Origin of the sequence: Streptomyces sp. NPDC002870 (assembly GCF_042888505.1) — a bacterium.
In the GTDB taxonomy this organism is placed as follows: domain Bacteria; phylum Actinomycetota; class Actinomycetes; order Streptomycetales; family Streptomycetaceae; genus Streptomyces.
Genome location: NZ_JBIAPW010000040.1, coordinates 26,622 through 52,466, shown reverse-complemented (window position 1 = coordinate 52,466; position 25,845 = coordinate 26,622). Strand labels below are relative to the sequence as shown.

The following is a 25,845-nucleotide window of genomic DNA, read 5'->3' as shown; positions in this document are numbered from 1 at the left end:
GGAGAACCGATGATGCAGGGCTACGACCCCGGCGCCTTCCCGCCCTTCGCGGTCACCGTCGACCTCGCCGTCTTCACCGTCCGCGAGGGACGGTTGCACGTCCTGCTCGTGGAGCGGGGGGAGGACCCGTACAAGGGCGCCTGGGCGCTGCCGGGCGGCTTCGTACGGCCCAGGGAGTCCGCCGGGCAGGCCGCGCGCCGCGAACTGGCCGAGGAGACCGGCCTGTCGCGGGAGACCGTCGCCGACCTTCACCTGGAGCAGCTGCGGACCTACAGCGACCCCGACCGCGACCCGCGCATGCGGGTCGTGTCCGTCGCGTACACCGCGCTGCTGCCGGATCTCCCCGAGCCGCGCGGCGGCGGGGACGCGGCGCAGGCCCAGTGGATGCCGCTCACCGCCGCCCGGCTCGCCTTCGACCACGACCGGATCCTCGCCGACGCGCACGAGCGGATCGGCGCCAAGCTCGAATACACCTGCCTGGCCACCAGCTTCTGCCCGCGCGAGTTCACGCTCGGCGAGCTGCAGCAGGTGTACGAAACGGTCTGGGGCGTCGACCTCGACCGGCCCAACTTCCGGCGCAAAGTCCTCACCACACCCGGCTTCGTCGAGGCGGTCGAGGGCCCGCCGCGCCGCACCGGCGGCCGCGGGAAACCGGCCGCACTGTACCGGGCGGGCTCCGCCTCGGCCCTGCACCCTCCACTCCTGCGACCGGAAGGACGCCAGGCATGACCGCCATGTGGACCACGAGGACCATCACCAAGCAAGCGGCCACCGGCTCGCTGATCGGGCTCGCACTCGGGGACGCGCTGGGCTTCCCGACCGAGTTCAACGACGTGCCCCAGATCCTCGCCAAGTGCGGTCCGTGGCGGGAGACGGACCTGCCCAGGCCCGCGATCGTCACGGACGACACCCAGATGACGCTCGCCCTGGCGCGCGGCATACGCACCGCGATGGACCGCGGACTGCTCGTCGCCTCCCGGCTGACCCCACCGGTGCGCGAGGAGTTCGTCGGCTGGTACCACTCCCCGGAGAACAACCGCGCCCCCGGCCGCACCTGCATGTCCGCCTGCCGGATCCTCGACAGCGAACGGCCCTGGCAGGAGGCCAGCCAGATCGGCTCCAAGGGCTGCGGCGCCAATATGCGGGTCGCGCCGATCGGTCTCGTACCGGGGCTGAGCGAGGAACAGCGGGCGGGCGCCGCGCAGTTGCAGGCTGCGCTCACCCACGGCCATCCGACGGCGCTCGCGGCGAGCGACCTCACGGCGCGCGCGGTGTTCCTGCTGGCGCAGGGCGCGGAGCCGATGGGTCTGGTCGGCCAGCTGCGTTCGTACGCGTACGAGATGCGCAGCCACTACTACCACCACTGGCTGGGCAATCTGTGGACCTACTCCCACGACCCGACGCCCGAGGCCTTTATCGCACGGGGGTGGGACGAGTGCCTGCAGGTCCTGGAGCGGCTGGCGACCGCGGTGCGCACGGCCAACCCGGAGACCGACCCGTGCCTGGCCACGGGCGACGGCTGGATCGCAGAAGAGGCCCTCGCCACCGCCCTGCTGTGCTTCCTGCTCTTCCCCGAGGAACCGGTCATGGCACTGCGCCGGGCCGCCTGCACCAGAGGCGACTCGGACTCGATCGCCTGCATCGCGGGCGCGCTCGCCGGCGCGCATCTGGGGGCGGGCGCCTGGCCCAAGGAATGGTCCGAGCGGATCGAGTACCGCAGCGATCTTATGTCGCTCGGCGCCCTCTGGGACTCTTGATCCATGAGTGACCCGCTGACTCACCCACCGACTCACCCGCTTAACGATCCGCTGGACATGGAGCTCGGCTCCATCGTCGACGAACAGTCCGACCCGCTGCTCTTCGTCACCGTCTCAGGGGCGCATCTGTACGGATTCCCGTCCCGGGACTCGGACGTGGACCTGCGCGGAGTCCATCTGCTGCCCGTAGAGGAGCTGCTGGGGCTGAGCGAGCCGGACGAGACCCGGTCCCGGATGTGGGACCGGGACGGCGTCGAGATGGACCTGGTCACACACGACGTACGCAAGTTCGTACGGCTGATGCTGCGGCGCAACGGCTATGTGCTGGAACAGCTGCTCTCACCCCTGGTGGTGCACACCTCGGACGCGCACGCGGAGCTGGCCGCGCTCGCCCCGGGCGTGCTCACCAGCCACCATGCACACCACTACCGGGGGTTCGCGAACACCCAGTGGCGGCTCTTCGAGAAGACCGGGGAGCTCAAACCGCTGCTGTACACCTTCCGTGCGCTGCTCACCGGCATCCATCTGATGCGCAGCGGCGAAGTGCAGGCTCATCTGCCCACCCTCCTCGGAGAGGTCGACGCCCCAGGTCATCTGCCGCAGCTGATCGAGGCCAAGGCGGACGCCGAACACGGCCCCGCATCCGGCGTCGACCGGGGTCGGATGCGCGCCGAGGCCGAAGCGCTGCACGGGGTCCTGGAGGAGGCGCGGCTGAACTCGCGGCTACCCGACGAGCCCTCCGCGTACCACGCCCTGCGCGACTTCGTGGTCCGCGTACGCCTGGAGCGCTGACGCCCGGCGGGCGCGGAACAGGAAGTCCTCGACCCGCGCCCGGTCGGGCTCGGCCGGCAGCGGTGAGCCCGGCGCCGCCGCGTCGGCCTCGTCCGCGAGGCGCGTCATCCATGCCTCGACCCGCGGCCACGGCACTTCGCCCCGCTTGACCGTGAGCAGCCGCTCCCGGTCGGCGCCGACGTCGATGACCAGCTCGCCCGTACGCAGCAGATCGCGGCAGCAGCCGAGTAGCCGCAGCAGATGCATGGCGTGCTTCCAGCGCGGGGCGCCGTGCTGACGGAAGTCCGCCTCCAGTTTCTTGCGCTGGCCCACCGCGTACCGCACGAACGTCTGGTGGGCCTGCCGGGACAGGAACGCATCGCGCAGAGCGAGCAGTTCCCGGCCGGTGTCGTCGACGCGCTCGACGAGGGGGGAGTGCAGGCACTCCAGGACATTGGGGTTGGCGCGCAGCGCGAGCTCCAGGAAGCGCTCCAGCTCCCAGGAGAACTGCTCGTGGGCCGGGCCGTCGAGATGCGTCGGAGGCTTGTCGAAGCGCCAGTAGAGCGGGGCAGGGGCGAGGAAGACCCCGCGACGGTCGGTGTCGCTGCCGTCCGTGGCCAGCCCGAAGGCGCGCGAGCCCATCACACAGGAGTAGACCGTGTGGTCTCGGACGAGTGCTTCGGGCGTCGCCTCGGGCGTCATGCGCGAGAGGGTACGTGAGGGGGTCAGACCAGCCGGATGGTGTCCCCGGAGACGGTGATCTGCTTCTCGGGCAGCGGCTTGGTGGCGGGGCCCTCGGCGACCGAGCCGTCCGTGATGCGGAACTTGCTGCCGTGGCACGGGCAGTCGATGGTGCCGGCCGCGATCGTCCTGACGAGGCAATTCTGGTGGGTGCAGAGGGCTGAGAACGCCTTGAACTCACCTGCGTTCGGCTGGGTCACGACGACCTTCTGGTCCACGAAGACCCTGCCTCCGTCGACCGGGATGTCGGCGGTCTTGGCGAGCTCATCACCGGCCGGTGCGCTGGTCGTGCCCGCGGTCGAGGTCGGCTGCTCGGACGCGGAGTCGCCCCCGCCCCCGTCGCCGCAGCCCGACACCAGAGCGGCGGCGCCCGCCGCGCCCGCCGCCAGAAGCGTCCTTCGTCGCGCGTCCATGGCTGTCTCCCTGTTGTCGTGATCTTCAGCCGGATCACCGAGCATCTTGGCGCTCAAAGCGCCGAAGGCGAAGCAAGCCGGGCAGCGTGTGCCGGATCAGGCGCGCGCTGTACGTCCGACAGCCCAGTCCGCGCGGGACCCAGGCCCGGCACCCGGCCCTGGGTCCAGCCGGCCGGCCGTCAGGCCCACCGGAACGACATGAAAGAGCATGCCGCCAGTTGTAGCGCGGGGCCGCCCCGCGCCGGGCCGTCCAATTGGCAGCACTGTCCGCTCTGACTGGCATTGGGGGTATTTGCCGACCGGGCCGGCTCGGAGGGTGGTCGCCGCAGCCGTGCGCCCCGGTGTCTGACTACGCTGAACGGAGCACTCGCACAGTTAAGGAGCACGACGTGGCGGTACGAGCGGTCCGGGGAGCTGTCCAGCTGGAGCGGGACGAGGCCGGACACATGGACGAGCAGGTCAGCGAACTGCTCACCGCCATCCTGGAGCGGAACGGGTTGGTCACGGACGATCTGATCAGCGTCTGGTTCACGGCCACGCCGGATCTGCACAGCGACTTCCCCGCGGCGGCCGCGCGCAAGCTGGGCATCGTCGACGTGCCGCTGATCTGCGCGCAGGAGCTGGACATCGTCGGGGCGATGCCCCGTGTCGTACGGATCCTCGCGCACGTCGAGTCGGATCTGCCCAAGTCGGAGATCGCGCACGTGTACCTCGGTGCCGCGGCCGCCCTGCGCAAGGACATCGCCCAGTGAGATCCGCCGTCGTCATCGGAACCGGCCTGATCGGCACGTCCGCGGCCCTCTCCCTCGCGGGGCGCGGAGTCGTCGTGCACCTCGTCGACCACGACCCGGAGCGGGCCCGTACCGCCGCCGCGCTCGGCGCGGGGACGGACGAGCCGCCCGAGGGCCGGGTCGACCTCGCGATCGTCGCCGTGCCGCCGGCGCATGTCGCCACCGCGCTGGCCGACGCGATGCGCGCCGGGACCGCGCGCGGCTACCTCGACGTGGCGAGCGTCAAGGGCGGGCCGCGGCGCGAGCTGGAGGCGCTGGGCCTGGACCTGAGCGCGTACATCGGCACGCATCCGATGGCGGGCAAGGAGCTCTCGGGTCCGCTGGCAGCGACCGCGGACCTCTTCGAGGGCCGCCCATGGGTGCTGACGCCCACGCGTGACACGGACACCGAGGTGCTCAACCTCGCCCTCGAACTGGTCGCGCTCTGCCGGGCCGTCCCGGTGGTCATGGACGCCGACGCCCACGACCGGGCGGTGGCCCTCGTCTCCCACACCCCGCAGCTGATCTCCTCGATGGTCGCGGCCCGGCTGGAGGACGCGGACGACACCGCGGTACGGCTCTGCGGCCAGGGCATCCGTGACGTCACCCGGATCGCGGCGTCCGACCCCCGGATGTGGGTCGAGATCCTCTCCGCGAACCCGGGCCCGGTGGCCGACGTGCTGGCCGGGGTGGCGGCGGACCTGGACGAGACGGTCCAGGCGCTGCGGTCCCTGCAGTCCTCCGACGAGTCCAAGCGCCAGGACGGCGCGGAGGGCATCGAGGACGTCCTGCGCCGGGGAAACGCGGGGCGCGTCCGCGTCCCGGGCAAGCACGGCGCTGCCCCGACGTCATACGAGATCGTGGCAGTCCTGATCAGCGACCAGCCGGGCGAGCTGGCGCGCATCTTCGCGGATGCGGGCCGCGCGGGTGTGAACATCGAGGACGTCCGCATCGAACACGCGACGGGCCAGCAGGCGGGCCTGGTCCAGCTGATGGTGGAGCCGGCGGCGGCGACGGTGCTGACGGCGTCATTGCGGGAGCGCGGCTGGTCGATCCGGCAGTGACCCCGCGTCGGCGGACGGAGTCCGGCGCAGCCGTCCCGAAGCGCGGGAGGCCCCCTGGGGCCGAGCGGTGCGAGGGCGGCGTCGGGGGATCGGTGCGGGGCTGGTCGATCCGGCAGTGACCCCGGCGTCGCCGGACGGGCTGAAAATCAGCCCGTCCGGCGTTTGAGGACCGGGGTCTGGGGCGCTGCCCCAGTGGCGCCGCCATCCGTGTGTAAAGGCGGGCCCGAGTACTCGGTAACCTTGTTCAGGGCCCACCGGCAATTCCGCCTGCCCTCTTCGCGTACCAGGAAGGTGTCCGACACCGTGGAATCCGTGATCGTCGCCATCGACGGCCCCTCCGGCACGGGCAAGTCGAGCACCTCCAAGGCGGTCGCCGCAGCGCTGGGGCTGAGCTATCTCGACACCGGCGCCCAGTACCGCGCGATCACCTGGTGGATGATCAGCAACGGCGTCGACGTCCACGACCCGGCCGCGATCGCCACCGCCGCCGCCAAGCCCGCCATAGTCTCCGGCACCGACCCGGCCAACCCCACCATCACGGTGGACGGCGTGGACGCCACCGGGCCGATCCGCACGCACGAGGTCACCTCCAAGGTCAGCGCGGTCAGCGCCGTCCCCGAGGTGCGGGCCCGGATCACCGAGCTGCAGCGCTCCATCGCCTCGGCCGCCGTGACCGGCATCGTCGTCGAGGGGCGCGACATCGGCACCACCGTCCTGCCGGACGCGGACCTGAAGATCTTCCTGACCGCCTCGTCCGAGGCCCGCGCCGCCCGCCGCAGCGGGGAGCTGAAGGGCACCGACGTCGCGGCCACCAGGGAAGCCCTGATCAAGCGGGACGCGGCCGACTCCAGCCGTAAGACGTCCCCGCTCGCCAAGGCTGACGACGCGGTCGAGGTGGACACCACCGAACTGACTCTGCAGCAGGTCATCGAGTGCGTCGTCACCCTCGTCGAGGAGCGGCGCAGCGCGACCGACACCACGGGGGAGCGAGCCGCTCAGTGACCGTACCCTCGAAGAAGGGCGCGGCGGTCGGTCGGGGCATCGGCATCGGGCTCATGTACGGACTGTTCAAGCCGCGGGTGCTCGGCGCCTGGCGGGTTCCGGCGACCGGACCCGTGATCCTCGCGGTGAACCACTCGCACAACATCGACGGGCCGATGCTGATGGGCACCGCGCCCCGTCCCGTGCACTTCCTGATCAAGAAGGAGGCGTTCGTCGGTCCCCTCGAACCGTTCCTGCTGGGAATGGGTCAGGTGAAGGTGGACCGTACGAGCACCGACCGGACCGCCATAACCAGTGCGCTCGGCGTGCTGGAGAACGGCGGCGTCCTCGGGATCTTCCCCGAGGGCACCCGGGGCGAGGGAGACTTCGCCTCGCTGCGCGCCGGGCTCGCGTACTTCGCCCTGCGTTCCGGCGCCCCGATCGTCCCGGTGGCGGTGCTGGGAAGCACGGAGCGCCGTGGACGGTTGATTCGGGCGCTGCCTCCGCTGCGCAGCCGGGTCGACGTCGTCTTCGGTGACGCCTTCGAGGCGGGCGACGGCAGCGGCCGTCGTACGCGCAAGGCGCTGGACGACGCGACCGTACGCATCCAGGAGCGGCTGACCGCCCACCTGGAAAACGCCAAGCGCCTCACCGGGCGCTAGGTAAGACTTGAGTAGTGGACCGCGCGACAAGCGGTCCATCGATGATGCAACGTAACGAGGTAAGCACTTCATGAACGACCAGACCCAGTCCGGCGACGAGCACGAGCACGGAGCGCTTGGCGACGCCGAGTACGCGGAGTTCATGGAGCTCGCCGCGGAAGAGGGCTTCGACGTCCTGGACGTCGAGCACGCGATCGACGAGGCCGGTCACGGCCCGCTGCCCGTCCTCGCCGTCGTCGGCCGCCCCAATGTCGGCAAATCGACCCTGGTGAACCGCATCATCGGCCGCCGTGAGGCCGTCGTCGAGGACAAGCCCGGCGTCACCCGCGACCGCGTCACCTACGAGGCCGAGTGGGCCGGCCGCCGCTTCAAGGTCGTCGACACCGGCGGCTGGGAGCAGGACGTCCTCGGCATCGACGCCTCCGTCGCCGCCCAGGCCGAGTACGCGATCGAGGCCGCCGACGCGGTCGTCTTCGTCGTGGACTCCACGGTCGGCGCCACCGACACCGACGAGGCCGTCGTCAAGCTGCTGCGCCGGGCCGGCAAGCCCGTCGTGCTCTGCGCCAACAAGGTCGACGGACCGAGCGGCGAGGCGGACGCCACCGCCCTGTGGTCGCTCGGCCTCGGCCAGCCGCACCCCGTCTCCTCGCTGCACGGCCGCGGTACGGGCGACATGCTCGACGCCGTCCTGGAGGCGCTGCCCGACGCCCCGGCCCAGACCTTCGGCAACGCCGTCGGCGGCCCGCGCCGCATCGCCCTGATCGGCCGCCCGAACGTCGGCAAGTCCTCGCTGCTCAACAAGGTGGCGAACGAGGACCGGGTCGTCGTCAACGAGGTCGCCGGCACCACCCGCGACCCGGTCGACGAGCTGATCGAACTCGGCGGTGTCACCTGGAAGTTCATCGACACGGCCGGCATCCGGCGCCGGGTCCACCTCCAGGAGGGCGCGGACTACTACGCCTCCCTGCGTACCGCCGCCGCCGTGGAGAAGGCGGAGGTCGCGGTCATCCTGATCGACGCGACGGAGTCCATCAGCGTCCAGGACCAGCGGATCATCACCATGGCCGTCGAGGCCGGGCGTGCGATGGTCGTCGCGTTCAACAAGTGGGACAACCTCGACGAGGAGCGCCGCTACTACCTGGAGCGCGAGATCGAGACGGAGCTCGCGCAGATCGCCTGGGCGCCGCGGGTCAATGTGTCCGCCCGTACCGGCCGCCACATGGAGAAGCTGGTCCCGGCGATCGAGACGGCTCTGAGGGGCTGGGAGACGCGTATCCCCACGGGTCGGCTGAACGCCTTCCTCGGTGAGATCGTCGCCTCCCACCCGCACCCGATCCGCGGCGGCAAGCAGCCCCGCATCCTCTTCGGCACCCAGGCCGGCACCACGCCGCCGCGGTTCGTGCTCTTCGCCTCCGGCTTCCTGGAGCACGGCTACCGCCGCTTCGTCGAGCGCCGGCTGCGCGAGGAGTTCGGCTTCGAGGGCACCCCGATCCACATCTCCGTACGGGTGCGCGAGAAGCGCGGCCGCAAGAAGTGATGGGAACGCGTGGCAATGGCGCTGCCCCGGACCGTCGAACGGTCCGGGGCAGCGCCATGTCGTGCTGGGGTCAAAGCCCCCGGCGGGGACCGGGCGGCAGCGCCGCCGGGACATGAGTCCCGTTGTGCGGCCGGCTGAGCGGGTACGGCTGCCAGCCCGCCCCCGGGTGGCCCGGGTGGCCCGATGACCCGCCACGGCTGGTGTGCAGCCCGGTGCCGAAGGCCCTGAAGTCGAGATCCTCCTCGCCGCTCCGGTCGCCCGGCAGCGCCCTGAACGCCCTGCGGTACTCGGAGTACAGCGTGTCGTAGATGGGCGTGGGCGAGTGGCCGGCCGTCGCGTCACGCGCTGGGCGCATGGCGGGGATCTGACTCTGGTACGGCTGGCGGGAGGGGTCGTATGAGTGCACGTACCTGCAACGACCCCCGCCACCGGACGGATGCGGGCTGGGCGGAGCTGCATTATTCCGAGGGACGTACGAAGGGACGTACGAAGGGACGTACGACACGTGCCCCGGGGCACGGTTCCGCACCCATGGCGTCGTCACGTGCCCGCGAGCGGCATCGCCGCGGCCACCAGGCGGCCGCCCGCCGCGGCCTTCTCCAGCGCCTCGCGCAGCAGGTCCTCGCGCGGCTGCTGGCCGATCGAGCCGACCGGGGCGGCGAAGACGAGCACCGTGTGCGACTTGTTGGCGGCCGCCCGCCATCCGTCGGTGACCTGGAGCGGCTGATGGGCCTGCCACCAGGCGACCGGGCTGCCGCCGCCGGTGCCGGGCTGGAGCACGGCGTGCAGCTGTCCCATGGCGACCAGGACGGACCAGCCGGGCAGCCGGCCGGGCAGCCGGTTCACGTCGGAGACCGGCTGGAAGCCCTGCTCGATGAGGAGCGGGAGGAAGTCGTCGCCGCCGTAGCCGGTGGTGCCGGGGCGGGCGATGGGTGCGGTCGGCTCGACGACCAGGGCGGGGTGCAGATCGCCGTTGATCAGTACGAGACCGCTGGTGATGCCGAGGACGGCCTGCTGTGGACCGGCGCCGGGGATCTGTGACTCGTCGCCGGTGATGGACCGGACGGCGCCCTGCAGTTGGTCCTCGGCGACCTGGACGACCTGCGAGGGGATGCAGGTGGCGTGGGCGAAGGCGAGAACGGCGGTCTCCTCGCCGACGAACAGCACGGTGCTGGTGCGTTCCTGCTCGGAGTCGCCCGGGGTGCGGCAGGAAGTGCAGTCGTAGCTGCCCGGGGCGTTCTCGCCGGCGAGCAGCCGGTCGGCTTCTTCGTCGCCGATCTCGGCGCGTACGTCCTCGCTGACGTCGAGCATGCGCGGCACGGGTGCTCCTCGGAACTTGTTGCGTGCGCCGGGCGGTTCCCGGCTGTTAAAGAGTTCAACGGGTGATCTGTGGCCGGAGTCACGCGTGAAAGGGAACGGAATCGCATCATCCGACGCAAGCAGTGAAACTGCGGGCCGAATCGGTTACTCCGTGTCAACTGCTGCTGATTGCACGGAAGTTGATTCGGTGAAGCCGGTCACAGATCCCTTGGCCGACAGGTCGACAAATCATGAAATCAGCGAATCAAGTGGGTGGCCGGATTTAGCCGATACTGCGAGTAACAGGCAACTGGCCTGGAACGACAGGGGATTGGTTGATACGGCGGCCTCGTGCTGCCTAGATTCCTCCGCCGTGTGCAGAGAGCACCGCCCGGGACAGCCCGCAGGCCGTACAGCCAGTACGGCGCAGCAGCAGCACAGAACGACTGCCTCAGGTGGGCGAGGCGGAGCGGACGAACGGCGCCGGATGCGCCGAAGTCGGCACCGCCAGGGGGACCCCGGGTCCTTCGAGAGGGATTTGATGTTCACGAGTTCCCGTTCCATACGCAGGCGTGACACGGCGGCGCTGGTGAGCGCCGCACTGGTGGCGCCGCTGGCTCTGCTCGCCGCGACGACGGGCGAGGCCCGGGCAGCGGACGAAGGGGTATGGGACCGCATCGCAGCGTGCGAGAGCGGCGGAAACTGGCACATCAACACGGGCAACGGCTACTACGGCGGGCTGCAGTTCTCCGCCGGGACCTGGCGCGCCTACGGCGGCGGGGCGTACGCGTCCACCGCGGACCGGGCGAGCAAGGGGCAGCAGATCGCTGTCGCCGCGAAGGTCCAGCGGGCGCAGGGATGGGGCGCATGGCCCACCTGCGCGGCGCGGGCCGGGGCGTACGGCAAGGCGCCGGCGGCGCAGAAGGCGGAAGCTCCCAAGTCCACGGCCCACAAGGCCAAAGCGAAGGGCACGTCCGCGGCTGAGGCGAAGACGCCGAAGCGAGCAGCTGCCCACACCGAACGCGGCAGCGCCCGGGGCGGCATCTACACCGTCCGGCTCGGCGACACCCTGAGCGGGATCGCGACAGCGCACGGCAGCGACTGGCGCGCCCTGTTCGCCGCCAACAAGGCTGTCATCGGCGGTGATCCGAACCTCATCGTGCCCGGGCAGCGGCTCGCGCTCTGAGGCGCCCTTCGGCAGCCCCGCCCGGGTCGGGTCCGACCGGGTGGGGCTGCCTGCCGCCCTCGCGCGTCACCGGCCCTCGCGGGGCCGCGCTGCCTAGCGTGACCCGATGTCGAAGATCCGCTTCTGGCCGACGGCGACGGCTGCCGCACTGCTGCTGGCACTGGTGCCCCTGAGCGGCGCGTACGCCGCGCCCCCGCTTCCGCCGCCGCCCGCCCCCGGAAGCCCCGGCGTCGCCGGCTCCGGATCGGCCGCCTGTGCCGCGAGGGGATGGCCGTGGAACTGTCTCGCCACATGCGAGAGCGGCGGTCTGTGGAACGCCAACACCGGCAACGGCTTCTACGGCGGACTGCAGTTCTGGCAGCCCACCTGGGAGGGGCACGGCGGCCTCGCCTACGCGGCGCGCGCCGACCTCGCCACCCGCGAGCAGCAGATCAAGGTCGCGGAGGAGGTGCTGCGTACGCAGGGATGGGAAGCGTGGCCCGTCTGCGCCAAGAAGTACGGCCTCAGCCGCCGCGCCCACACGGTCCAGCCCGGCGACACCCTCTCCGCGATCGCCGAGCGCTTCGGCGTCAAGGGCGGCTGGCAGGCGCTGTACGCGGCGAACAAGGCCACGATCGGCAGCTCTCCGCATTCGCTGCAGGTGGGCATGATGCTGGTCATTCCGGACTGAGCGCGGCGGGCTGCTCGCCGCAGAAGACCCGCGCCGCACCTGTCTGTCCGTCGCCGGCTGACAGGACGACAGGATGACGGGGGCCGGGTGACGCAGGGCGGCGAGATGACCGACAAATGCCGAGACGTGTCCCAGCTCCCCTGTCGGCCGTAACGGCCAAGTACAGTCCATTCCTGCACACATGAAGACTGGGGGACGCTGCGGCGCATGCACATCTCTTTTCTGCTCCACAACGTGTACGGCATCGGCGGCACGATCCGGACGACGTTCAACCTCGCCCATGCCCTGGCCGAGCGGCACGACGTCGAGATCGTCTCCGTCTTCCGCCACCGTGACGAACCCGCCATGGGCGCGCCCGCCGGCGTCACCATGAAGCACCTCGTCGATCTGCGGACGAGCAGCCCCGGCTACGACGGCGACCATCCGGACCATCAGCGGCCCGCCAAGGTCTTCCCTCGCGGCGACGGCCGCCACAAGCAGTACAGCCGCCTCACCGACGCCCGGATCGCCGCCCACCTGGGGTCCCTTGAGGCCGATGTCGTCGTCGGCACCCGCCACGGTCTCAATGTGCACATCGCCCGTCAGACCCGGCGCGGCCCGGTCCGCGTCGGGCAGGAACACCTCACGCTGGACAGCCACGGCTACCGGCTGCGCCGCGAGATCGGGTATCGCTACCCCCTCCTCGACGCGATCACCACCGTCACAGAGGCGGACGCCCGGTCCTACCGCTCCGAGCTGAAACTGCCGGGAGTACGGATCGATTCGGTGCCCAACAGCGTGCCCGCCCCGGCCCTCCGGCCCGCCGACTCCTCCAGCAAATGGATCGTCGCGGCCGGCCGGCTGACCGGGGTCAAGCGGTACGACCTGCTGGTCAAGGCCTTCTCCAAGGTGGTCGCCGCGCGTCCCGACTGGCGGCTGCGGATCTACGGCAGCGGAGACGCGACAGGCAACGAGAAGAACGCGCTGCGCGCCCTCATCGAAGAGCGCGGGCTGTACAACCACGTCTTCCTGATGGGGCCCGCCCACCCCCTCGAACCGGAGTGGGTCAAGGGCTCGATCGCCGCTGTCACCTCCAGCATGGAGTCGTTCGGCATGACCATCGTCGAGGCGATGCGCTGCGGCCTGCCCGTCGTCTCCACCGACTGCCCGCTCGGGCCCCGCGAGATCATCGAGGACGGCGTCGACGGCCGTCTGGTGCCGGTCGGCGACGTGGACGCGATCGCCGACGCGCTGCTCGGGCTGATCGAGGACGACGAACTGCGCAGGCGCACCGGGCAGGCGGCGCTCGCCGCCTCGGCCCGCTTCGACCCGGTGCGGATCGCCGAGCGCCACGAGGTGCTGTTCACCGAACTGGTCGCGAGCGGAGTGGGCCTCTCGCGCAATGGGCTGCGGGACGCCGCGCACCGCGCCCTGAGCTCGCTGTACGACGGGGCCTACGCCCTGCGCCAGCTGGCCGCCGACGTGATCCGGAAAGGGAAGAAGTCCTCATGACCACGTCCACCCAGCGGCGGGTGCCGCGGGCCGACTGCATCGCCGACTCCGCGGGGGGCATCACCTTCGACATCGCGGGTGCCGGTGCGCCGGACGCCGTGCTGGTGCTGAAGCGGCGCGGCGGCGCGGGCCCACAGGACGAGACGCGGCTGCCGCTGACCCCCACGGGGGAGGGCACCTCGCGCGCCGTACTTCCCAGCACGGTCGAGATGGCAGAGGGTCGCTGGGAGGCGTATGTCGGTGACGAGGCCGTCGAGCCGGGCATCCGGGACCTGCGCACGCTGGTCGACCGCACGCCCGACGCCGACCGGATCTCCGTGCGCCTGCCGTACCCGACGCCGGACGGACGGCTGGCGGTGCGCTGCTGGGTGCGGGCACCGCACGCAGAGGCAGGTGAGATCGGCCTCGCGCCGGAGCGCGGCGAGATGGTGGTGGAGGGGGTGCTGTACGGAGTCGAACTGGGCGAAGGGGCCGTCGCGGAGGCTCGGCTGCGCGGCTCCGACAAGGCGCATCGGGTGCCGGTGACGGGCGGCGACGGCGGAGCCTTCGGCTTCACCCTGCCGTACGGCCCCCTGGCGGAGCAGCACCTCGGCGAGCAGGAGCTCTGGGACATGTGGCTGCGGCCCACGGCGGACGCCGCCTGGATACGGCTCGCCCGCATCCTCGACGACGTCTGGAACCGGAGGAACGTCTTCCTGTACCCCAAGCTGCCGTCCGGCAACTGGCTGGCCGCCCCCTGCTACACGAGCGACAACGAACTCTGCGTACGCCTCACCGCGGCGCCCTGACGCCCGGCATTTAAGGACGGTATTCGAGGACATTGGCTGTCCTCAATCGCTGGCAGACTCGGCACCATGTTGGAGACCTCGGCAAGACTGCTACGCCTGCTCTCGCTGCTCCAGGCGCACCGCGAGTGGTCCGGCGCCGATCTGGCCGACCGCCTCGGCGTCACGCCGCGTACGGTCCGGCGCGACGTCGACCGGCTGCGCGAGCTCGGCTACCCGGTCAACGCCAGCCCAGGCACGGGCGGCGGCTACCAGCTCGGCGCCGGGGCCGAGCTGCCGCCGCTGCTGCTCGACGACGAAGAGGCGGTGGCCGTCGCGGTGGGCCTGCGCACCGCCGCGGGCCATGGCATCGAGGGCATCGGCGAGACTTCCGTACGCGCCCTGGCCAAGCTGGAGCAGGTGCTGCCGAACCGGCTGCGCCGCCGGGTCGGCGCGCTCAACGCCTTCACCGTGCCGATGCTGCGCGGCCCGCAGAGCTCCACGGTCGACGCGAGCGTGCTGACGGAACTGGCCAACGCCTGCCGGGACAGCGAGCGGCTGCGCTTCGAATACCGCGACCACGGCGGCTCCGCCACCCGACGCAGCGTAGAGCCGCACCGTCTGGTGTGCACCGAGCGGCGCTGGTATCTCGTCGCCTGGGATCTGGACCGCGGCGACTGGCGTACGTTCCGTGCCGACCGGATCACCCCGAAGCCGCCGCACGGCCCGCGCTTCGCTCCTCGCACCCCGCCGGCCGAGGACCTGGCCGCGTACGTATCGCAGGGCGTCTCCACACACGCCTACGCCGCCCAGGCTGTCATCCGGCTGCGCACCTCGGCCGAACGGGCAGCCCAGTTCGTCGGTCCGGCGGACGGCGCCCTCGAAGCGGTCGACGAGCGGACGTGTCTGCTGCGTACCGGGGCCGCCAGCCTGGATGTGCTGGTGATCCACGTGATGCTCATGGGCGTGGACTTCGAGGTGATCGAGCCGCAGGAGCTGACCGAGCACATCAGGACGGTCCGGGACCGGCTTTCCCGGGCCCTGGACTGACGCCAAGACTGTTCGGACGCGCGGGGGGATTCTGTAATGAACCGGTGAATTGTCACCGTCCGTCAATTCACCCTCCGGCGCCTGACCCCGGACAATTCAGCGGGCGGAATTAAGCGTGATCGACAAGGCTGGTGGAATTACCGCGGAGGCTGCGTTGAACTGCCCGTTCGAGTGACTGGGTATGGGCTAAACGCGTGTCGTGATCCTGTGACAGAAGCGTGACCGGTGAGGTACGTGGGACTGCTGCAGCATCCACTCGCCCCGGCTTCCGTCACCGTCCGCGGCCGCTTACGGTGGGTGTCATGGCACCCATACCGACCCCTCCCGCACAGCCCGACGACGCCCCCGACGCGTATGTCGGCCTCGCCGCAGAAGGCGCCGAGCAGCTGGCTCGTGAGCGTGGCTGGAGCACCGTCAGATCGCTGCCGCCGGGCGCGATCATCACCATGGAGTACCTGGCAGGCCGCCTCAACTTCGAGGTGGAGGGCGGCACCGTCATCCGCTGCTGGCCGGGCTGACAGGCCCCGCGCGTACGGCGAAGGCCCCGACCGTCATGGCCGGGGCCTTCGCCGTACGCGGGGCCGCGGGGTTTCCCGCGGCCCGATGACTCAACCGCCCGTCACCGGCCGTGAGGTCGGCGGACGGCGGCTGCCGGACGGGGTCACGGGCGTCCGCTCGGAGCGCACCGTGTGCGGCCTCGGCTGGGCGAGCTGCGCCGTGGTCCTGCCGTTCGAAGCCGGCCGGCCACCGGCGGCCACCGGCTTGCGTGCGGGCGGATTCTGCTCTCCCGAAGGCTCACGCTGCGGGAATATCCCGGGCCTTGGGCCACCGGCCGCGACCGGCAGCGAGGGAGCGAGCCGGCGGCGCGCACGCAACTGGTCGCGCAGCGAGAGGATCCAGGCCTCCGCGCGGCCGATCAGCGGCTCGCACCACGGCAGTGCGAGCAGGATCAGCAGCCCGGCCGCCCAGCCGAGCAGCACATCGCTCAGCCAGTGCGTACCGAGGTACACGGTGGTCAGGCCGACGCCCAGGGAGACCACTGCCGACAGGGCCGACAGATAGCGTCTGGCCAGCGGAGTGGTGGCCAGATATGCCAGGATTCCCCAGGTCACGACCGCGTTCGCGGTGTGCCCGGAGGGAAATATATCGCCGCCGGCGAAGAGTTCGGCGGAGCCGATCTGCGTCGCGTAGTGGGGGCCGAGCCGGCCCAGTCCGATCTTGACGGCGCCCACCGTCGCGTTGAGCAGCAGCAGCGAGGCGCCGAGCACCAGCAGGGGTCGCAGGGTGTGCTGACGCCAGGAGCGCCAGCCCAGCCAGGCCGCGACCATCACGGCTGTAGGTCCGCGCTGGCCGAGAACCACGAAGTAGTCGAGGAAGGCGTGCAGTTCCGGCCACTGCTGGTAGGGCCGGAAGAGCATGACCTTCCAGTCGATGATCACCAGCCAGGTCGAGGCCAGCACGGCCACGACGATGGCGAGATAGAAGGCCGACGTCCCGCCGAAGAGGGCGAGACGGATGCGGCTCATCCGCGGGATCTCTATCTTCGGCGGTTCCGGCTCCCGGTCCAGGCGGGCAAAGATGTCGGTACGCACCCAATCGACGTTACAGCGAGTGAGTGTCCGCCCAGGTCGTTCCCACGGGTTTGTGATGACGATGTGATGTGGACTATGTCTCAGATCGAGTTTTACTCCGGGCCAATTCGGAAATCCCGGTGACCTTGCGCTCTATTGTCCGGGAGCCCGTCACCATGGGTTCTATCCGGGGCGCAAATAATAGTTCACCACTTCCCCGTGCGGAATTTCCCCCGGGTTGGCGGAAGCCCAGGATCCCCTCCGGTTCCGGGCGCGGCGTGGCGTACGCCACACGGGCATGCCCGACCTGGTGAGAGATGGACCACGCGCCACACGAGGGAACTCGCGTACGCTGGCGGCTCACTCGCCCGTCGATGCCGGACCGCCCTGTGGGACAGCAGCACCGTCCCCGGCTGGCCCGCCGAGCGCGAGGGACTCACTGGGAGGTACGTACATGTCCGTGACGACCACGGCCGGAGCACGACTGCGTGCGGCCGGCGGCGGTGCGAACCGCTGGGTCGTCCTCGTCGTCCTCTGTATAAGCCTGCTGCTCGTCGCGCTCGACGCGACCGTGCTGCACGTCGCCGTACCCGCCGTCACGGAGGACCTCCGCCCCAGCGGGGTCGAGCTGCTGTGGATCGTGGACGCGTACCCCCTCATCTGCGCGGCGCTGCTGATCCTCTTCGGCACGCTCGGCGACCGGGTCGGCCGTCGCCGAGTGCTCCTGATCGGTTACGGCATCTTCGGCGTCGCCTCCCTGGTCGCCGCGTTCGCCACCACCCCGGAAGTGCTGATCGGGGCGCGCGCCCTGCTCGGCGTCGGCGGCGCGATGATCATGCCCGCGACGCTCTCGATCCTCCGCGCGGTCTTCCCCGACCGGCGGGAGAGGGCGACGGCGATCGGCATATGGACCGCGGTCGCCGCGGTCGGCGCCGCCACCGGACCGGTCCTCGGCGGCTTTCTCGTCGAACACTTCTGGTGGGGCTCGGTCTTCCTGATCAACATCCCGCTGATGGCGCTGATCCTCCCCGTCGGCCGGTGGCTGCTGCCCGAGTCCAGGGGCGGTTCCGACGGGCCCTGGGACGTACTCGGCGCGCTGATGGCCGCGGCCGCCGTGCTCGGCGCGGTCTTCGGCATCAAGCGGCTGGGCGCAGGCGACAGCGTCTTCGACATCAGGACGGCAGGGCCGCTGCTGGTGGGCGCCGTGCTGCTCGCCCTGTTCGTACGGCGGCAGAAGCGCCGCGAGCATCCGCTGGTCGATATGCGGATGTTCGCCAGGCCCGCCTTCTCCACCTCGGTCGGCTGCATCATTCTCGCCATGCTGGCGCTCGTCGGCCTGGAGCTGATAGCCGTCCAGTACCTCCAGCTCGTCCTCGGGCTGAGCCCGCTGGAGACCGGTCTGCGGCTGCTGCCGCTGACCTTCGCCGCGATGGCCGCGGGCGCCACCGGCTCGTACACCCTGCATCGCATCGGCCCGCGCCGGATGGTCGGCTGGGGCTTCGTCCTTACCGCCGCGGCCGTGCTGCTGCTGACCCTGATGGGACAGCAGGACCGGCCCTGGCTGCTCACCACGGGCTTCGTGCTGCTCGGCTTCGGACTGCAGACCACGCTGTTCGCCGCGTACGAGTCGATGCTCAGCGAGGCCCCGCCGGACCAGGCGGGCGGGGCTGCGGCGATCGGCGAGACCTCCTACCAGCTGGGTGCCGGGATGGGCATCGCGTTGCTCGGCAGCGTCATGAACGCGGCGTACGCGCCCGCGCTCGCCTCGCTCACCGGCGTCCCGGGGACGGCGGGCTCGGCCGCCTCGCATTCGCTGGGCGAGGCCTATCAGGTGGCGGACCGGCTCGGCGGACCGGCGGGCGCGATGGTGCGCAGCACGGCGCGCCACTCCTTCGTCAACGGCCTCCATATAACGCTCCTGGTCAGCGCGGGCCTGCTGCTTCTCGGCGCGCTCGCCGCACTGCGGCTGCCCAAGGTCATGGAGTGCGCGACTGCCGCCGCCGAAGAGTGTCCGAGGCGCAGGCGTCCGGAAGTCTCGCTCCCGGCGAGCCGCAAACATGCCGAGGCAACCGGGTCTGGACGCGCGGCACACTGAGCCGTAACGTCAGCCGGAGCTGTAACTAACACTGCTAGTTTTCTGTGTTCCGCTGTGAGCGCCCGCCGGAGGCCACGCCCATGTCCGCACCCTCGAAGCTGCCGCCCTTCGACCCCAGCGACCCCCTCGGCATCGACGATCTGCTCGACCCCGAGGACCTCGCGATCCGCGACACCGTCCGCAGCTGGGCCGCCGACCGCGTCCTGCCGCACATCGCCGACTGGTACGAGCGCGGCGAGCTCCCCGGTATCCGTGACCTGGCCCGCGAACTCGGCTCGATCGGCGCGCTCGGCATGTCCCTGAAGGGATACGGCTGCGCGGGCGCCACCGCCGTCCAGTACGGCCTCGCCTGCCTGGAGCTCGAAGCCGCCGACTCCGGCATCCGCTCGCTCGTCTCCGTCCAGGGCTCACTCGCCATGTACGCGATCCACCGCTTCGGCTCCGAGGAGCAGAAGCAGCGGTGGCTGCCCGGCATGGCGTCCGGCGAGATCATCGGCTGCTTCGGCCTCACCGAGCCCGACCACGGCTCCGACCCGGCGGGCATGCGGACCTTCGCCAAGCGGGACGGCTCGGACTGGGTGCTCACCGGCCGCAAGATGTGGATCACCAATGGTTCGGTGGCCGGGGTCGCCGTGGTGTGGGCCCAGACCGATGAAGGCATCCGCGGCTTCGCCGTGCCGACCGACCTCCCCGGCTTCTCCGCCCCCGAGATCAAGCACAAGTGGTCGCTGCGCGCCAGCGTCACCAGCGAGCTGGTCCTGGACGAGGTACGGCTGCCCGCCGACGCCGTACTGCCGGGCGTCACCGGTCTGAAGGGCCCGCTGGGCTGCCTCACGCACGCCCGCTACGGAATCGTGTGGGGCTCGATGGGGGCGGCGCGGTCCAGCTTCGAGTCCGCCGTGGAGTACGCGAAGACGCGCGAGCAGTTCGGCAGGCCGATCGGCGGTTTCCAGCTCACCCAGGCCAAGCTCGCCGACATGGCCGTGGAACTGCACAAGGGGATCCTGCTCGCCCACCATCTGGGCCGCCGCATGGACGCGGGCAAGCTCCGCCCGGAGCAGGTCAGCTTCGGGAAGCTCAACAATGTGCGGGAGGCGATCGAGATCTGCCGCACCTCGCGCACCATCCTCGGTGCGAACGGGATTTCGCTGGAGTACCCCGTGATGCGTCATGCGACCAACCTCGAGTCGGTGCTCACCTACGAGGGCACCGTCGAGATGCACCAGCTGGTGCTGGGCAAGGCGCTCACCGGCCTGGATGCCTTCCGGTGACCCGGCGGCCTGTTGTCCTCGGGCTCCGGACGGGCTGGTGGTCGGCGAGCGCCCTGCTCAGCTCTGGTTGAAGAAACCGTCCTGGGCAGAACGGCTCGCGGCTTCCCCGCTGACGACCTGCGTGTCGGCGGGGCTCAGCAGGAAGACCCGGGTGGCGACGCGCTCGATCGAGCCGCGCAGCCCGAAGGTCAGCCCCGCGGCGAAGTCCACCACGCGCTTGGCGTCGGAGGGCTCCATGGACGTGAGGTTCACGATGACCGGGACGCCGTCCCGGAACAGCTCACCGATCCCGCGGGCGTCCCGGAAGCTGTCCGGGGAGACAGTGGCGATGCGGCGGCCCTGTTCCTGGGCGGACTCGGAGGCCACGCGCACCCGCGGGTCGGTGACCCACGCGTCACCCGTCTCAGCACCCTCGGCGTACTCCTCGTCGTAGTAACGCTCGTCACTGTCCTCGACGAGTCCCAGCCAGGCGCTTGCCTTGCGCACAGATCCCATGGACGCCTCCTTCCGCTCCAGTCCGCTCATTGCGGTCTTTTCTCGTTCCGCGTCCCTATGGTCGTCCATGATGCGGATCGCGCGCCAAGTAGATAGTCGCCGCGCAGGGGATTCGTGACGGTACTGGTGCAGAAGATGTGGCGATTCGTCAATATTCTTCCTGTGTACGGGGGGTGGCAGGCCCAAAATATGAAAGTCGTGTCACGCGGGTGACGGTGGGCGCGTCCGGGTGAACGGATCACTCGATACGATGCGTGCCGCACTGTGGAACGACTCTCGGGGGACCGTCGTGTTCGGAATCGTCAGGCCATGCACTCATCGCCTCACCGACGGCCTCAAGACCGAGTGGATGGCCCATCTGTGCGGACTCTGTCTGGCACTTCGTGCCGACCACGGCCAGTTCGCCCGGGTCGTGACCAACTACGACGGCCTGATCGTCTCGGTTCTGACGGAGGCTCAGACCGAGCGCACCCCCGCCTCCCGGCGCACCGCCGGCCCCTGCCCGCTGCGCGCCATGCGCACGGCGCCCGTCGCCCAGGGCGAAGGAGCGCGCCTGGCGGCCGCCGTCTCCCTGGTGCTGGCGTCGGCGAAGATACGGGACCACGTCGCCGACCGGGACGGCGTGTTGGCCCGCAGACCGATGGCCGCCCCAGCCCTCCGCGTCGCCGCGGGCTGGGACCGGGCCGGGGCGCGCACCGGCGCGGAGCTCGGCTTCGACACCGCGGTGCTGCTCGACGCCGTCGAGAGGCAGAGCGGGATCGAGGCGCTGGCCGGGCCCGGCACCCCGCTGCTGACCGTCACAGAGCCGACCGAGACGGCGACCGCGGCCGCCTTCGCCCACACCGCCGTACTGGCCGGACGGCCGGAGAACATCGCGCCGCTGGCCGAGGCCGGGAGGCTCTTCGGACGGCTGGCACATCTGCTGGATGCCGTCGAGGACAAGGAAGCTGACACGGCGTCGGGTGCCTGGAACCCTCTCACCGCCACCGGCACCCCCCGGGCCGAGGCGCGACGGCTCGCCGACGACGCGGTGCACGGGGTGCGGCTCGCGCTGCGCGACACCCGCTTCGCCGACGACAAGCTGGTGCATGTGCTGCTGGCGCACGAGCTGCAGAACTCGGTGAACCGGGCGTTCGGGACGACGGCCTGCGCGCACCAGGGGCACGGGGGCCGGCCGCAGGGGCCGGACCAGGGACAGGGCGGTCCGTACAGCCAGGGTCCGTATGGCCAGGGACCGTACGACCAGGGCCCCTACGACGCCGGCAACCCCTACGACGCCGGCAACCCCTACGGCGGGGGCAACCCCTACGGCGGGGGCGGCCCCAGCGGCCCTGGCGGGCCCGGCGGTATGCCGCCCGGCTTCCACCAGGGACCCCAGCGGCCCGGCAGACGCGGCTTCTGGGCCGGCTGCGCCGCATTCATCGGGCTGTGCTGCACCTGCAAGCTGTGCTGCGCCGAAGAGTACGAAGGCCCCTGGTCCCGCAAAAAGCGCGAGGGCTGCTGCCACAAGTGCGACTGCGACTGCTGCGAGTGCTGCGGCTGCGACTGCTGACCGGGCGTCAGATCACTTGAGCTCGGGCGGCGAGATCTGCGACTTCTCGATCGCCGACTCGGTCGTGCCCGAAGGCGACGGCGTGGCGTGTCCTGCTCATGATGGCGTGGTCTCCGGGTGCTTCTCGAACGGCAGCGGGCCGATCGACTCCGGATCTGCGGACAGGGGGGACTGGCGCGAGCACCGCACCGCAACGGTCTCTGCGCCGTACGGACCGTTGTCCCTCACCGGAACGCACTGGCTCTCGGACTACTCGGAAGGTCGAATTCCGGCCGTGCCGGGCCAGTGGAACGAGGTCGGCGACGAAATGGTGCCGACCGCTGCCGCCGAGGGCGGTCTGACCGTCCTCGGACGGCTGCTGACCGGCGACGTCCGGCTCACGGCCGCCCGCGGCGCGATCCCCGGCGCTCGGGTCACGCACAGCGATCGGCGCCTAGTCGTGCTGCGCTGCGAAGGCCTGTGGGCGGTACGGAACTTCGACCCGAACTCGTCGGCTCGCAAGGCCTTCCGGGGCATCGAGGCGACCGCGTACGACGCCCGCCGGCCGCTGCCGGGGCGCTTTCGTCCGTACCAGGAACACCGGAGCATACGGGTCGAGCATGCCGACGAACGCGAGTGCGGGTTCAGCCTCGGCGGCGAGATCGACTTCGAGATCGACGGCGCGGAGCGCACCCTGCGGGTCGCCGTCGAACCGGACGGCCCACTGTGGGCCGTCTTCGCCGATGCCACCAGCGGAAACAGCAGTTACCGCTTCCGGTTTCCGCGGCCCGCCGCACCGGTCGCGGACGGCGCGGTGACCGTCGACTTCAACCGTTCGCTGCTGCCGTCGTGTGCCTTCGCGGATCACTTCATCTGCCCCTTCCCGCCCCCTGGCAACACCCCTGGAGTCCGGCGTCCCGGCGGGCGAACGGAACCTCCTGGGCGATTGACCCGTCCTACCGGCCGGACAAGTACGGCACAGCCCCGGCGGCCCCCGCGCCGTCGGGGGCATGTGTCGTGGGCACGCCAAGCGGCCGAAAGGCGCCCTTGCGCGGCAAGTTGACGCCCCGAATACTCCCGAACAGCGCCTGTCAGGAGCACGGCTTGTCCGGAAAACGAACGTGTTTCATCGAACGTGCTTCATGGCTGCGCCTCACGGGCCCCGAACCCCACAACGGGCCCCCGATTCCCCTATGGAGGAACGACAAGTGAGGATCAAGCGCACCACCCCCCGCAGTGGCACGGCGAGACGTACGCGTCTGCTCGCCGTCACCACTGGCCTGATCGCCGCCGCCGCGCTGGCTGTCCCCGCAGCCAACGCAAACCAGGCCCAGACCTTCAGCGCCAACCAGCTCACCGCCGCGAGCGACGCCGTACTCGACGCGGATGTGGCAGGCACCGCCTGGCACATCGACAAGGCGGCCGGCACCCTGGTTGTCACGGCCGACAGCACCGTCTCCCAGGCCGAGATAGCCAAGATCAAGCAGGAGGCCGGGTCCAACTCCGGTGCGCTGCGCATCGAGCGCACCCCCGGCACCTTCTCCAAGCTCATCTCCGGCGGCGACGCCATCTATGCCACCAGCTGGCGCTGCTCCCTCGGCTTCAACGTCCGCAGCGGCAGCACCTACTACCTGCTGACCGCCGGCCACTGCACCGACGGCAACCCGCCCTGGTACACCAACTCCTCGCGCACCACGAGCATCGGCCCGACGGCCGGATCCAGCTTCCCGGGCAACGACTACGGCATCGTGAGGTACTCCAACACCTCGCTCTCCCACCCGGGCACCGTCGGCAGCCAGGACATCACCAGCGCGGCCAACGCCACGGTCGGCATGTCCGTCACCCGCCGCGGCTCGACCACCGGCACTCACAGCGGCTCGGTCACCGGCCTCAACGCCACGGTCAACTACGGTGGCGGTGACATCGTCTACGGCATGATCCGCACCAACGTCTGTGCCGAGCCCGGCGACAGCGGCGGCCCGCTCTACTCCGGCAGCAGGGCCATCGGCCTGACCTCCGGCGGAAGCGGCAACTGCTCCTCCGGCGGCACCACGTTCTTCCAGCCGGTCACCGAGGCGCTCAGCGCCTATGGAGTCAGCGTCTACTGACGCACCACCTTCGCGGTCGACACCAGTCGAGCCCTCGTCCGTTTGACAGGACGGGGGCTCGACGTCGCGTCCCCATTTGAGAGGATGTCAGAGCGGTCGGGCGCGGAGGGACGGGGGGGTACGGTCAGTGAAACGCATTGGAGTGACCGGCCACAGAGGGATCCCTCCCGAGGCCTACGCCCATATCCGCGCCGGAATGCACGCCGTGCTCCGCGGCCACGACGGCTCGATGGAGGCCCTGTCCAGCCTCGCGGCCGGAGCCGATCAGCTCTTCGCGGACATCGCCCTGGCCTGCGGTGCGGAACTGACCGTGGTCATCCCCAGCGGGGATTACGAGGACGGCTTCACGGCCCCCGGCGAGCTGGCCCGCTACCAGCGCCTCAGGAGCCGCGCCACCCGGGAGGTCCAGCTCGCCTTCCCGTACTCCACCGACGAGGCCTACTACGCGGCAGGCGCCTATATCGCCGACAACTGCGACCGCCTTCTCGCGGTCTGGGACGGTCGCCCCGCCCGGGGCTATGGCGGCACGGCCGACATCGTCAGCTACGCACGCGATCTCGGAAAGCCAGTGACCGTCATCTGGCGCGACGGCCTTGAGCGGCACTGGATCTGATGAGCCCTCAACTCCGATGCCTGACCAGCCAGTCGGTGTGCTGAGGCGACACAATGCGCTCGGTCTCGTACACCGCTGACGGCCACTCCACATCGCTCACCGAGGTCTCCATCGCCGTATGCATGGCCGCGAGGTCCTCCTCCACCAACGCGTGGGCCGCTATGAGGGGTTGATGGCGGCGGATCTCGCTCCACGCCAGACACGCGGCCGCCGCGGAGGACAACAGGCCTGTCATCTCCGCGGATTCGGCGAGCGAGAAGGTACGAAGCAGCGCGAAGAACAGCGCGAGCAGCGTGAGCAGCCCGATCGAGGCGGACCACAGGACGGTCGCCCGGCGGGATATCTCCGTGCGGCGGTGGTACCAGTTGCGCTGCTCGATCAGCCGGTCCCTGACATACGTCTCCTTGCGTACGCTGAAGGCCTTGGCGCGCAGCCGCCGCATGGGTGTGGTGATCAGCTCCCCGGCCGCCACCTCCGGCACGCTCGGCCGCGGGTCCTGCCAGCCGACTTTGGTCAGTTCCCGCAGTCCCTCCTCCAGCCGCACGGTGAACAGCTCGTCCGCATCAGTGGAGTTGGAGTCGAAGGGTGCTCCATGGACCGCGTAGCGCCAGCACATCGACTTGATGAACTCGGCTGCGGAGCGGTTGAGTTGCCATTGCGACTTTGCTTTGCGCCTCGATGAGCGGTAGCTGAGGATCAGTACCCCGGCGTACGCCAACGCGCTGAGTGCGCTGGGTAGTTGGAAGGTGTCGCCGAGCTCCAGGGACGACGGCAGCGCCCCCAGGGCCGCGCCGGCGACCAGTAGCAGCAGTTGGTAGCGGGTGGCACCGACGGCCTCGCGCTGGCGCGAGATGGCGATGGCGTCCGTGTGATGGAAGAGAACTGGCAGATCAGTGTTTCGGAAGACCATGCTTTGCAGTGGGCCGGGAAAGCCGGTCATGCGCACCCCTGTCTGCAGTTTTGTCTTCACTCTTTAGGCGGAATGGCTTGTTCCGTACTCTCCTG

General features: G+C 70.5%; 26 protein-coding genes and 1 pseudogene. 20 read left to right on the top strand and 7 right to left on the bottom strand.

The features are described from left to right. Positions 1-9 precede the first annotated feature (9 nt). From ACFYWY_RS33080 to ACFYWY_RS33070, 3 genes are read left to right on the top strand one after another with little or no spacing between them, the layout of a single operon-like run. Positions 10-729 carry an NUDIX domain-containing protein gene (locus ACFYWY_RS33080; RefSeq protein ID WP_389193481.1) on the top strand — a complete coding sequence of 240 codons (720 nt, stop codon included), beginning with the start codon at positions 10-12 and terminating at the stop codon, positions 727-729. Between the two features lie 5 nt (positions 730-734). Beyond that, positions 735-1,757 (top strand): ADP-ribosylglycohydrolase family protein, encoded by a 1,023-nt coding sequence (locus ACFYWY_RS33075; RefSeq protein ID WP_389193552.1) that lies wholly within the window; start codon positions 735-737, stop codon positions 1,755-1,757. A gap of 3 nt (positions 1,758-1,760) precedes the next feature. Continuing rightward, positions 1,761-2,549, top strand: a complete 789-nt coding sequence (locus ACFYWY_RS33070; RefSeq protein WP_389193478.1) for a DNA polymerase beta superfamily protein — start codon at positions 1,761-1,763, stop codon at positions 2,547-2,549. Here ACFYWY_RS33070 and ACFYWY_RS33065 read toward each other — a convergent pair. Beyond that, entirely contained in the window at positions 2,481-3,230 is a 750-nt protein-coding gene (locus ACFYWY_RS33065; RefSeq protein WP_389193475.1) for a DNA polymerase beta superfamily protein, read from the bottom strand. The two genes, ACFYWY_RS33070 and ACFYWY_RS33065, sit on opposite strands and share 69 nt — an antisense overlap. A gap of 23 nt (positions 3,231-3,253) precedes the next feature. Further along, positions 3,254-3,682, bottom strand: a complete 429-nt coding sequence (locus ACFYWY_RS33060; RefSeq protein ID WP_389193472.1) for a Rieske (2Fe-2S) protein — start codon at positions 3,680-3,682, stop codon at positions 3,254-3,256. Positions 3,683-4,071: 389 nt separating this feature from the next. Between ACFYWY_RS33060 and aroH the strand changes: the two genes are divergently transcribed. The 5 genes from aroH to der all read left to right on the top strand — a co-directional run bounded on the left by aroH (position 4,072) and on the right by der (position 8,696). Continuing rightward, a complete protein-coding gene (gene aroH / locus ACFYWY_RS33055; protein ID WP_389193469.1) occupies positions 4,072-4,434 on the top strand; it encodes a chorismate mutase in 363 nt (120 codons plus the stop codon). Further along, entirely contained in the window at positions 4,431-5,516 is a 1,086-nt protein-coding gene (locus ACFYWY_RS33050) for a prephenate dehydrogenase (RefSeq protein ID WP_389193466.1), read from the top strand. The genes aroH and ACFYWY_RS33050 overlap by 4 nt, the downstream gene beginning before the upstream one ends. A 291-nt stretch (positions 5,517-5,807) precedes the next feature. Then, positions 5,808-6,518 carry a (d)CMP kinase gene (gene cmk, locus ACFYWY_RS33045; RefSeq protein ID WP_389193463.1) on the top strand — a complete coding sequence of 237 codons (711 nt, stop codon included), beginning with the start codon at positions 5,808-5,810 and terminating at the stop codon, positions 6,516-6,518. After that, the gene (locus ACFYWY_RS33040) at positions 6,449-7,159 is read left to right on the top strand and encodes a lysophospholipid acyltransferase family protein (RefSeq protein WP_389193460.1); all 711 of its coding nucleotides are present in this window, start codon (positions 6,449-6,451) and stop codon (positions 7,157-7,159) included. The genes cmk and ACFYWY_RS33040 overlap by 70 nt, the downstream gene beginning before the upstream one ends. 70 nt (positions 7,160-7,229) lie before the next feature. After that, the gene (gene der, locus ACFYWY_RS33035) at positions 7,230-8,696 is read left to right on the top strand and encodes a ribosome biogenesis GTPase Der (protein ID WP_389193457.1); all 1,467 of its coding nucleotides are present in this window, start codon (positions 7,230-7,232) and stop codon (positions 8,694-8,696) included. Positions 8,697-8,766: 70 nt separating this feature from the next. On the opposite strand, the gene ACFYWY_RS33030 is transcribed toward der, so the two are convergent. Next, a complete protein-coding gene (locus ACFYWY_RS33030; protein ID WP_389193454.1) occupies positions 8,767-9,051 on the bottom strand; it encodes a hypothetical protein in 285 nt (94 codons plus the stop codon). A gap of 185 nt (positions 9,052-9,236) precedes the next feature. Next, complete coding sequence (locus tag ACFYWY_RS33025; RefSeq protein ID WP_389193451.1) at positions 9,237-10,016, bottom strand: hypothetical protein; 780 nt, start codon at positions 10,014-10,016, stop codon at positions 9,237-9,239. Between the two features lie 520 nt (positions 10,017-10,536). Here ACFYWY_RS33025 and ACFYWY_RS33020 point away from each other — a divergent pair. The 6 genes from ACFYWY_RS33020 (at position 10,537) to ACFYWY_RS32995 (ending at position 15,674) form a co-directional block, all read left to right on the top strand. After that, positions 10,537-11,181, top strand: a complete 645-nt coding sequence (locus tag ACFYWY_RS33020; protein WP_389193448.1) for a transglycosylase family protein — start codon at positions 10,537-10,539, stop codon at positions 11,179-11,181. A 106-nt stretch (positions 11,182-11,287) separates the two neighbouring features. Continuing rightward, entirely contained in the window at positions 11,288-11,851 is a 564-nt protein-coding gene (locus ACFYWY_RS33015) for a transglycosylase family protein (protein WP_389193445.1), read from the top strand. 207 nt (positions 11,852-12,058) lie between these two features. Beyond that, positions 12,059-13,342 carry a glycosyltransferase family 4 protein gene (locus ACFYWY_RS33010; RefSeq protein ID WP_389193443.1) on the top strand — a complete coding sequence of 428 codons (1,284 nt, stop codon included), beginning with the start codon at positions 12,059-12,061 and terminating at the stop codon, positions 13,340-13,342. Next, positions 13,339-14,130, top strand: coding sequence for a hypothetical protein (locus ACFYWY_RS33005; protein WP_389193440.1), 792 nt, complete (start codon positions 13,339-13,341; stop codon positions 14,128-14,130). Before ACFYWY_RS33010 ends, ACFYWY_RS33005 begins: the two co-directional genes overlap by 4 nt. 66 nt (positions 14,131-14,196) lie before the next feature. Further along, complete coding sequence (locus ACFYWY_RS33000) at positions 14,197-15,156, top strand: helix-turn-helix transcriptional regulator (RefSeq protein WP_389193438.1); 960 nt, start codon at positions 14,197-14,199, stop codon at positions 15,154-15,156. Between the two features lie 302 nt (positions 15,157-15,458). Further along, complete coding sequence (locus ACFYWY_RS32995; protein WP_389193435.1) at positions 15,459-15,674, top strand: I78 family peptidase inhibitor; 216 nt, start codon at positions 15,459-15,461, stop codon at positions 15,672-15,674. A gap of 90 nt (positions 15,675-15,764) precedes the next feature. Here ACFYWY_RS32995 and ACFYWY_RS32990 read toward each other — a convergent pair whose 3' ends face one another. Then, positions 15,765-16,748 (bottom strand): phosphatase PAP2 family protein, encoded by a 984-nt coding sequence (locus ACFYWY_RS32990; RefSeq protein ID WP_389193433.1) that lies wholly within the window; start codon positions 16,746-16,748, stop codon positions 15,765-15,767. A 433-nt stretch (positions 16,749-17,181) separates the two neighbouring features. On the opposite strand from ACFYWY_RS32990, the gene ACFYWY_RS32985 reads away from it, so the two are divergent. Further along, the gene (locus ACFYWY_RS32985; protein WP_389193430.1) at positions 17,182-18,822 is read left to right on the top strand and encodes an MFS transporter; all 1,641 of its coding nucleotides are present in this window, start codon (positions 17,182-17,184) and stop codon (positions 18,820-18,822) included. An 80-nt stretch (positions 18,823-18,902) separates the two neighbouring features. Further along, a complete protein-coding gene (locus tag ACFYWY_RS32980; protein WP_389193427.1) occupies positions 18,903-20,093 on the top strand; it encodes an acyl-CoA dehydrogenase family protein in 1,191 nt (396 codons plus the stop codon). Between the two features lie 57 nt (positions 20,094-20,150). Here ACFYWY_RS32980 and ACFYWY_RS32975 read toward each other — a convergent pair whose 3' ends face one another. Then, positions 20,151-20,588: a cell division protein SepF gene (locus tag ACFYWY_RS32975; RefSeq protein ID WP_389193424.1), complete on the bottom strand. Its 438-nt coding sequence runs from the start codon at positions 20,586-20,588 to the stop codon at positions 20,151-20,153. A 289-nt stretch (positions 20,589-20,877) separates the two neighbouring features. Between ACFYWY_RS32975 and ACFYWY_RS32970 the strand changes: the two genes are divergently transcribed. The 4 genes and pseudogenes from ACFYWY_RS32970 (at position 20,878) to ACFYWY_RS32955 (ending at position 24,840) form a co-directional block, all read left to right on the top strand. Continuing rightward, positions 20,878-22,140: a DUF5685 family protein gene (locus tag ACFYWY_RS32970; protein ID WP_389193549.1), complete on the top strand. Its 1,263-nt coding sequence runs from the start codon at positions 20,878-20,880 to the stop codon at positions 22,138-22,140. 142 nt (positions 22,141-22,282) lie between these two features. Beyond that, positions 22,283-23,069, top strand: a pseudogene (locus ACFYWY_RS32965) (DUF1684 domain-containing protein). Between the two features lie 258 nt (positions 23,070-23,327). Next, a complete protein-coding gene (locus ACFYWY_RS32960; RefSeq protein ID WP_389193422.1) occupies positions 23,328-24,227 on the top strand; it encodes a S1 family peptidase in 900 nt (299 codons plus the stop codon). 127 nt (positions 24,228-24,354) lie between these two features. After that, complete coding sequence (locus tag ACFYWY_RS32955; RefSeq protein WP_389193420.1) at positions 24,355-24,840, top strand: hypothetical protein; 486 nt, start codon at positions 24,355-24,357, stop codon at positions 24,838-24,840. A gap of 7 nt (positions 24,841-24,847) precedes the next feature. Here ACFYWY_RS32955 and ACFYWY_RS32950 read toward each other — a convergent pair whose 3' ends face one another. Further along, on the bottom strand, positions 24,848-25,750 hold the full coding sequence (locus ACFYWY_RS32950) for a DUF4231 domain-containing protein (protein ID WP_389193418.1): 903 nt from the start codon (positions 25,748-25,750) through the stop codon (positions 24,848-24,850). Positions 25,751-25,845: the final 95 nt, after the last annotated feature.

Excerpts from the sequence above, each read along its gene's own strand:
- ACFYWY_RS33010 (WP_389193443.1), top strand. The coding sequence starts at position 12,059 with ATGCACATCTCTTTTCTGCTCCACAACGTGTACGGCATCGGCGGCACG.
- ACFYWY_RS33060 (WP_389193472.1), bottom strand. The coding sequence starts at position 3,682 with ATGGACGCGCGACGAAGGACGCTTCTGGCGGCGGGCGCGGCGGGCGCC.
- ACFYWY_RS33065 (WP_389193475.1), bottom strand. The coding sequence starts at position 3,230 with ATGACGCCCGAGGCGACGCCCGAAGCACTCGTCCGAGACCACACGGTC.
- ACFYWY_RS32985 (WP_389193430.1), top strand. The coding sequence starts at position 17,182 with ATGTCCGTGACGACCACGGCCGGAGCACGACTGCGTGCGGCCGGCGGC.
- ACFYWY_RS32995 (WP_389193435.1), top strand. The coding sequence starts at position 15,459 with ATGGCACCCATACCGACCCCTCCCGCACAGCCCGACGACGCCCCCGAC.
- ACFYWY_RS32975 (WP_389193424.1), bottom strand. The coding sequence starts at position 20,588 with ATGGGATCTGTGCGCAAGGCAAGCGCCTGGCTGGGACTCGTCGAGGAC.
- ACFYWY_RS33000 (WP_389193438.1), top strand. The coding sequence starts at position 14,197 with ATGTTGGAGACCTCGGCAAGACTGCTACGCCTGCTCTCGCTGCTCCAG.
- ACFYWY_RS33005 (WP_389193440.1), top strand. The coding sequence starts at position 13,339 with ATGACCACGTCCACCCAGCGGCGGGTGCCGCGGGCCGACTGCATCGCC.
- ACFYWY_RS32980 (WP_389193427.1), top strand. The coding sequence starts at position 18,903 with ATGTCCGCACCCTCGAAGCTGCCGCCCTTCGACCCCAGCGACCCCCTC.
- ACFYWY_RS33070 (WP_389193478.1), top strand. The coding sequence starts at position 1,761 with ATGAGTGACCCGCTGACTCACCCACCGACTCACCCGCTTAACGATCCG.
- ACFYWY_RS33075 (WP_389193552.1), top strand. The coding sequence starts at position 735 with ATGTGGACCACGAGGACCATCACCAAGCAAGCGGCCACCGGCTCGCTG.
- ACFYWY_RS33020 (WP_389193448.1), top strand. The coding sequence starts at position 10,537 with ATGTTCACGAGTTCCCGTTCCATACGCAGGCGTGACACGGCGGCGCTG.
- ACFYWY_RS33030 (WP_389193454.1), bottom strand. The coding sequence starts at position 9,051 with ATGCGCCCAGCGCGTGACGCGACGGCCGGCCACTCGCCCACGCCCATC.
- ACFYWY_RS33015 (WP_389193445.1), top strand. The coding sequence starts at position 11,288 with ATGTCGAAGATCCGCTTCTGGCCGACGGCGACGGCTGCCGCACTGCTG.
- ACFYWY_RS32950 (WP_389193418.1), bottom strand. The coding sequence starts at position 25,750 with ATGGTCTTCCGAAACACTGATCTGCCAGTTCTCTTCCATCACACGGAC.
- ACFYWY_RS33080 (WP_389193481.1), top strand. The coding sequence starts at position 10 with ATGATGCAGGGCTACGACCCCGGCGCCTTCCCGCCCTTCGCGGTCACC.
- der (WP_389193457.1), top strand. The coding sequence starts at position 7,230 with ATGAACGACCAGACCCAGTCCGGCGACGAGCACGAGCACGGAGCGCTT.